General features: G+C 72.8%; 6 protein-coding genes. 5 read left to right on the forward strand and 1 reads right to left on the reverse strand.

What is annotated here, in order from left to right; translation table 11 throughout:
* From ABT085_RS41130 to ABT085_RS41140, 3 genes are all read left to right on the forward strand, one after another.
* The coding region (locus ABT085_RS41130; protein ID WP_351620589.1) for a DUF4981 domain-containing protein at window positions 1–651 on the forward strand (651 nt) is incomplete at its 5' end.
* Between the two features lie 118 nt (window positions 652–769).
* Complete coding sequence (locus tag ABT085_RS41135; protein ID WP_351620591.1) at window positions 770–2,455, forward strand: PHP domain-containing protein; 1,686 nt, start codon at window positions 770–772, stop codon at window positions 2,453–2,455.
* Between the two features lie 232 nt (window positions 2,456–2,687).
* A complete protein-coding gene (locus ABT085_RS41140) occupies window positions 2,688–3,548 on the forward strand; it encodes an IclR family transcriptional regulator (protein WP_351620594.1) in 861 nt (286 codons plus the stop codon).
* On the opposite strand, the gene ABT085_RS41145 is transcribed toward ABT085_RS41140, so the two are convergent.
* Entirely contained in the window at window positions 3,532–4,572 is a 1,041-nt protein-coding gene (locus tag ABT085_RS41145; RefSeq protein WP_351620597.1) for a DUF8094 domain-containing protein, read from the reverse strand. The genes ABT085_RS41140 and ABT085_RS41145 overlap by 17 nt on opposite strands.
* Window positions 4,573–4,725: 153 nt before the next feature.
* Here ABT085_RS41145 and ABT085_RS41150 point away from each other — a divergent pair, with 153 nt between their 5' ends.
* Together ABT085_RS41150 and ABT085_RS41155 are read left to right on the forward strand one after the other, a co-directional pair.
* Entirely contained in the window at window positions 4,726–5,964 is a 1,239-nt protein-coding gene (locus tag ABT085_RS41150; protein ID WP_351620600.1) for a L,D-transpeptidase, read from the forward strand.
* 254 nt (window positions 5,965–6,218) lie between these two features.
* Window positions 6,219–7,622, forward strand: a complete 1,404-nt coding sequence (locus ABT085_RS41155; RefSeq protein ID WP_351620603.1) for a glycoside hydrolase family 16 protein — start codon at window positions 6,219–6,221, stop codon at window positions 7,620–7,622.
* Window positions 7,623–7,694: the final 72 nt, after the last annotated feature.

A 7,694-nucleotide genomic window follows, 5' to 3' on the forward strand; every position in this document is an offset into this window, starting at 1 on the left:
TACGGCAGTCCGATACCGCTCGACCGCAGCGCCGTCGGGAACATCTCCAGCGTCGCCGACGGCGCGGCCGACGGCCGGACGCTGACCGGGCCGGCCTCGCTGCCCGCGCTGCGGCCGGGCGGGACGGCCGCCGTGCCGCTGCCGTTCGCGCTGCCGCGCGACGGCGGCGAGGCCTGGCTGACGCTGCGGTTGACCACGGCCGAGGACCGGCCGGGGGCACCGCGCGGCAGCGAGGTGTGCGCCCCACGGCTGCACCTGTTCGCGGCCGAGCCGGAGCCGGAGCCCCGGCCTGACGCCGGGCCGTGGCGGCCGGTGCCGCGCCGCGGAGCACTGCGGGCAGGCGGCGACGGTCCGCTCGCCCCTCCCCTGCCGAGGGCCTCCGCCGTACGGGCCCTGCTGCGGGCGTCCGCCCGGCACGGCGAGCCGGACGGATCGGTGACCCGCCGGGCGGCGGTGCGGCTCGGATCGCTGGTGCGCAGGCTGGTGCCGGCCGACCGGGACGGCGTACGGGTCGCCGCGGTCGCGGAGTACGCCGGCACGGCCGAACTGGGCCACCGGCGGTCCGCGCGGGCCGGTGCCGGACGGCGCGGTCTGCTGAGGGCCACAGCGCTGCTCGGCGCCGCACGACGTGCCCGTCCGCCCCGCCCGTGACGCCCCGCCGCTGACGCGCCGCCCGTGACACATCGCCGGTGACGCGCCGACCCGCGTCCCGGCACCCGCCGCACGACCGCCCGCCCCCCCCACATCCCACGAGGAGCCCGAGAGCACCATGACCGAGCAGAAGCTGCCCGTCTGGGCGGATCCGGCCGTCTCCCCCGCCGACCTCGACGCCCAGGGCGTGTCCAGACGGCGGCTCCTGCGCAGCGCGGGTCTGTTCGGCGCCGCGTTCGCGCTCGGCGGGGCGACCGTACCGGCAGCCGCCGCACCGGCATCGGCATCGGCCGGTCACCGGGCACCCGGCGGCGACGACCCGTGTCTCGCCTATCTGGTCGGCGACCACCACGTGCACTCCGTGTACAGCCACGACGCGAAGTACACGTTCTCCCAACAGGCCGAGGCCGCAGCCGCGTTCGGGCTGGACTGGATGGTCTTCAACGAGCACGCCAACTTCGGGCACGCCCGCTACGGCGCCGCGCTGGAGCACCAGGAGATCCTCGAGGCCCGTGCCGCGAACCCGCGTCAGCTCATCTTCCAGGGCCTGGAGTGGTACATCCCGGCCGCCGAGCACTGCACGGTGTTCGCGGCCCCCGGCCCGAACGAGGTGGACCTGCTCACCCGCTTCGAACTCGCCTACGACGGCAAGCTCCTGAACTACACCGAGGGCGCGGCCGGGGCGGCGGACACCGCCCGCAACGAGGCGCACGCGGTCGCGGCCGTCAAGTGGCTGGCCGAGCAGCGGCGCACGGGGTACGTGGACGACGTACTCGTCCTCGCCAACCATCCGCTGCGCCTGGGCATCGACTCCCCGCACGAGCTGCGCAACTGGCGTGACGCGGCCCCCGAGATCATGATCGGGATGGAGGGGGCGCCCGGCGCCCAGGGAGCGGCGCTCCCGGGCCTGCGCGGCAGCACCTCCATCCGGGGCGAGTACGAGAACAAGCCCTCCGCGCAGTCGCACGCGGGCTACCCGGCGGACGCCTACCTCACGTACGGCGGCTTCGACTGGGCGACCGCGACCGTGGGCGGCCTGTGGGACTCGATGCTGGCCGAGGGGCGGCTGTTCTCGATCACCACGAACTCCGACAACCACCGGACCGTCCTCGACACCTGGAGGAACGGCGACTGGCCGGCCGGGCAGAACTTCGACACCACCGGCCGGCTGCCCGATCCGGTGAACACCGACACCCCGCAGCCGGGCAGCGACTTCTGGCCGGGTGAGTTCAGCCGCACGCACGTGGGCGTGACCCGCTACGGCTACCGGGCCGTGATGGCGGGCCTGCGCGCCGGCCGGGTCTGGCTCGACCACGGGCATCTGCTGGACGGCCTCGACGTGCGGGTGCGGCGGGACGGCGACGCCGGACGGGGCGTCACCCTCGGCGGGCGGCTGCGGGTGCGCGCGGGCGAGCGGATCACGCTGTACGTGACGGTGACGACCGCCTCCCGCGCCAACCCGCAGGGAATCCTGCCCCGGTTGGCGCACGTCGACGTGGTGCGGGGCGCGGTGCGCGGCCCGGTGGCCGACCGGGACGTCTGGCGGGCGCCCGACACCAGGGTCGTCCACACGGCGGACGTGTCGGGCCGCAGGGGGACGTACACCCTGCGCGTCCCGCTCCGGGCGGGCGACGAGTCCTTCTACGTCCGGCTGCGCGGCAGCGACGGCAACCGCAACGGGGCCGGCTACCTGGGCGCCTCCGTCGACCCGCACGGGCCGGTCCCGCACCCCCCGGGGGACGGAGACCCGTGGGCCGACACCTGGTTCTACTCGAACCCGGTCTTCGTGGACGTCGCGCGCTAGGGCCTGTCCGGCGGATCATGCCGCAGACGCGGGGACGGGGTCTCGCCTGTTGATGCCGCCCGGGCGGGTGGGCCAGACTGGCTCCGGCACGCACAACCGCCCCGCCGGGGCCCGGCCGCGCTTCCCGGCAGGCCCGGAACCCCGTTCCCGTCGACACCCGGGAGCCGTGGATGCGCCCACCGCACACCGCCCCGGGCCGCCCGCCGCACCGGGCGGGCGGTGACGGCCGGCCGTGACCGGCGCCCGGTCCGCGCCGGACCGCCTGCTCGCGGTGCTGGCCGCGTTCGACCACGAGCATCCGGCGCTGTCCCTCACCGACATCAGCAGGCGTGCCGGGCTGACGCTGACCACGGCGCACCGGCTGGTGGGGGCGCTCGCCGAGTGGGGCGCGCTGGAACGCGACGCGACCGGCGTCTACCACATCGGGCTCAGACTCTGGGAGGTCGCGGCCCTCGCGCCGCGCGGGCTCGCCCTGCGCCAGGTCGCCCTGCCGTACCTGGAGGACCTGTACGAGGCGACGCACGAGAACGTGCAGCTCGCGGTGCGGGACGGTGCGGAGGTCGTCTACATCGAGTGGCTGTCCGGGCACTCCTCGGTCGGGGTGCACATCCGGGTCGGCGCGCGCTGGCCGCTGCACGCCACCGGTGTCGGGCTCGCGCTGCTGGCCCATGGCGGGCCGGAGCTCCAGGAGCGCTACTGCGCGGGCCCGTTGGCGTCCTTCACGCCGTACACCGTCACGGATCCGGCTCGTCTGCGGCGCGAGCTGGCCGAAGTGCGCCGGACCGGGGTCGCGGTGAGCAGTCGTCAGGTCACCGTCGACGCGCTGTCGGTGGCGGCCGCGGTGCGCGGCCCCGAGGGCGCCGTGCTCGCCGCCGTGTCCGTGGTCGTACCCGAATCCCAGGCCCAGGTACCGGCGTTGACACCGGCGGTACGCCTGGCGGCCCTCGGCATCTCGCGGGCCCTGGGCTGGCGCCCGGAGGACCGGCAGCGGCCCTCGCCGCCCGCCGCCGTACCGGCCCCGACGGCAGCGACGTCAGCGACGGCCCGGGAGCCGGGCGGACCGGAACCCGCGGTGGTCACTGGGCGTAGGTGAGCTGGTCCCGGTAGCCGGTGACGCGGATCTTCTTCCCGGACGGCGGGACCACGGCCATGGCCATCACGGAGTCGATGCGGGTGAGGTTCAGGACCGTGGTCCGGCCCTGGAGGTAGATCTTGGAGACGACGGGCAGATCGTCGAGATGCAGGTCGCTGCCCGCGCACTCGGCCTTGCCCCAGTTCTGGTACTGGTAGCCGAAGTCGTAGAGGACCAGGGCGCCGCCGTCCTCGGTCTTCACCCCGTACGCCGTGTCGGCACCGCCGGTGCCCGCCTTGTACTCGCCGTCCACGCAGTGGTCCTTGAAGGCCGCTCGGTTGGTGTAAGCCTTCTTCCACGCCTTGACGGAGTCCGTCTCGGCGAACGTGCCCGCCGCGTGCTTGCCGCCGGTCACATAGAAGTCCTGCGAGAGTCCGACCAGGTCGCCCGGCTTCACCGCGCCCACCGGGTCGGTCGCCGCGACCGGGGTGGCCAGCCCGTCGCCGTCCTCGGCGACGGCCGGCAGCCCCGCGGTGATCTCGCCGACGGCGACCGCCTTCCAGGCCTTGCCGCCCTTGGCCGAGCCCTCGGCGACCTGCTTGAAGGCCACCAGCCTGCGGCGGCCCTCGGCGATGCCCTTGCCGGTGACACGGGTGTCCACCATGAAGAAGTCGGCGGACCCCTTCGCGGGGATGTAGAAGCGGGCGCCCTCGGCCGGATAGGAGAACGGCTCCTCGGATTCCGCCTGCTCCTTCTTCGTCCACGCCGGGTACTGGTGGAAGGACGCCTTGCTCTGCGAGAGCAGCGCACCGCTCTCCACGGTCGCGGTCTTCTCTCCGTCCTGCGTGGCGTTCGCCGCGTTGTTGACCTCGACGTAGGTGCCCAGCACACCCTTCGCGTCCGCGAGTGAGATCACTCCGCCCGTGTCCCCTTCGCCCTTGTCCGCGGCCGATCCGCCCGAGCCTCCCGAGCCCGAGCAGGCGGTGAGGGCCACGGCGCCGAGGGCGGCGCAGACGGGCAGCAGACGGTTACGGCGCAGACTCATGGTTCCCCTGTCGTGGTCCGGACGCGACCACGACAGGTTAGCGAGTGCACATCCTCACCGAAATCTCAGGTGCCGGAAGGGAATTCAAAGGGCGTACCCAGGTGGCGGTCGCAGGATGCACGCGCATACGTGGACATCTCAGGAAGGCCAACCGTGGGCGTCTCGCACATATCGAACCCGTCCGGGCAGTTGCCGCAGAAGTGGACCCGGCGCGGGGTCCTCGGGGCCCTCGGCGCGGTGTCGGGCGGTGTGCTGACCGGGTGCAGCAGCGCGTCGGCGGACGCCTCGGCGGGGGCGACGACAGCCGCGACCGTGAAGGCCGTCGCGACGAGGCAGCCGGCCGTCTCGGTCACGCCCGCCGACGGCACCAGGAAGGCCGCGTTCACCAGCCCGGTCGAGGTCACCGTGACCGACGGCACCCTGACCGCCGTGACGGTCACCGGCAACGACGGCTCCACCCTGGAGGGTTCCTTCGACGCCGCGAAGACCCGGTGGACCTCGGCGCAGAACCCGTACTCCGGCACCAGGTACACGGTCTCGGCGCAGGCGGCGGGCGCCGCCGCGCAGCGCACGACGTTCACCACGAAGTCGCCCGGCGAGACCTTCGTCGGCTACTACACGCCCGAGGCGGACTCCACCTCGGGCGTCGGCATGCCCGTGTCCCTGACCTTCACCCACGCGGTCGCGGACCGTGCCGCCGTGGAGCGGGCCGTCACGGTGACCGCCGAGCCCGCCGTCGAGGTGGTCGGCCACTGGTTCGGCGACACCCGGCTCGACTTCCGGCCGCAGACGTACTGGGCACCCGGCACGAAGATCACGCTCAGTCTGCGGCTCAAGGACGTCGAGGGCAGGGACGGCGTCTACGGCGTCCAGTCGAAGGACGTCGTCTTCCACATCGGCCGCGAGCAGATCACCACGGTCGACCTCGCCGCGAAGCGGATGACGGTGAAGCGGGACGGAGCGGCCCTCGCTTCCTATCCCGTCTCGGGCGGCAGCGCCGAGCACACCACCTGGTCCGGGATCATGGTGATCAGCGAGCGGTTCCGGCAGACCCGCATGGAGTCCTCGACGGTCGGGCTCGGTGACGAGTACGACATCGCGGACGTCCCGCACGCCCAGCGCCTGACCACGTCCGGCACCTTCATCCACGGCAACTACTGGGCCGCCACCTCGGTGTTCGGCAGCAGCAACACCAGTCACGGCTGCGTCGGCCTGCACGACACCAAGGGCGCGGACGATCCGGCCGTCGCGGGATACAAGTTCTACGAGAGCTCGATGCTCGGCGACGTCGTGATCGTGAAGAACTCCGGCGAGAAGACCGTCGATCCGGCCAACGGCCTCAACGGCTGGAACCTCTCCTGGGCGGACTGGAAGGCCGGGAGCGCGCTCTGACACCGGTACGCGGCGGCGGCCCGCGGCCACCCGCGCCGGAACAGTGACTCCGCGACGCCCCAACTGCCCAGTCGCCACGGCACATTCACGCATTCATAGGGTTAACTCACCTGCGCCGTAAGGATTTTCTCGGTTTCACCTCTTGACGACGGACGTGCCAGGGAGCACATTGGCCGCACTTTGAGAGCGCTCTCAAGAACCCCGGGAGCGCTCCCCGACACCCGCGCACCCCACTCCGTACCGAGAGGCCCCCCATGAGCCAAACCTCCGGCATGCCCGGGAGGCGGCGCCCCGTCCGGCGCGCCCTCGTCGCCGTCCTCGGCACCCTCGGCCTGGGGGCGATGGCCGCCACCGCCGCCACCCTGCCCGCCAACGCCTCCGCGCCCGGCGCCCCCTCGGGCTGGACCCAGGTCTTCCTCGACGACTTCAACGGAACCGCTGGAACCGGCGTCAACACCGCCAACTGGCAGTACGACACCGGCACTTCGTACCCCGGCGGCGCCGCCAACTGGGGCACGGGCGAGGTCGAGACGATGACGTCGAGCACCAGCAACGTCTCGCTCGACGGCAGCGGCAACCTGCGCATCACACCGCTGCGCGACTCCGCCGGACGCTGGACCTCGGGCCGCATCGAGACCACGCGGACCGACTTCCAGCCCCCGGCCGGCGGCAAGCTGCGCGTCGAGGCCCGCATCCAGATGCCCAACGTCACCGGCACCGCGGCCGAGGGCTACTGGCCCGCGTTCTGGGCGCTCGGCTCGCCCTACCGGGGCAACTACCAGAACTGGCCGTCCGTCGGCGAGCTGGACATCATGGAGAACGTCCAGGGTCTGAACAAGGTCTGGGCCACGATGCACTGCGGCACCAACCCGGGCGGCCCGTGCAACGAGACCACCGGCATCGGCAACTCCGTCGCCTGCCCGAACACGACCTGTCAGTCCGGCTTCCACACCTACACCATGGAGTGGGACCGCTCGGTGAGCCCCGAGGCGATCCGCTTCTATGTCGACGGCGTCAACTACCACACCGTCACGGCCAGTCAGGTCGACGCGACGACGTGGGCCAACGCCACCAACCACGGCTACTTCGTCATCCTGAACGTGGCGATGGGCGGCGGCTTCCCCGACGCGTTCGGCGGCGGGCTCGACAACGACACCCAGCCCGGCCACCCGATGGTCGTGGACTATGTGCAGGTGCTCCAGTCGACGGGCGGTGGGAGCGGTACCACACCTCCGCCCACCGGCAACCGTGACGCCTACAGCGCCGTCCAGGCCGAGTCCTACGACAGCCAGTCCGGTGTCGTCCCCGAGACCACGACCGACGCCGGCGGCGGCCAGGACATCGGCTCGCTCGCCAACGGCGACTGGGCGCTGTACAAGGGTGTCAACTTCGGCTCGACGGCGGCCACGCAGTTCAACGCCCGGGTCGCCAGCGGTGCCGCCGGGGGCGTCAGCGGTCTGGTCGAGGTACGCCTGGACAGCCGTACCAGCACTCCCGTCGGCAGCTTCGCGCTGGCCAATACGGGCGGCTGGCAGTCCTGGCGGACGGTTCCGGCGAACATCAGCGCGGTCACCGGCACCCACGACGTGTACCTGACCTTCACCAGCGGCCAGCCCGCCGACTTCGTGAACGTCAACTGGTTCAGCTTCGGGCACTGAGGTTCCCTGGTTCGGGCACCGAGGTTCCCTGATCGACCGCCGGCGGCGCCGGGCGACTCGACCCGCACCAGC

It is taken from the genome of Streptomyces sp. NPDC002265 (assembly GCF_040296125.1).
Classification (GTDB): Bacteria; Actinomycetota; Actinomycetes; order Streptomycetales; family Streptomycetaceae; genus Streptomyces.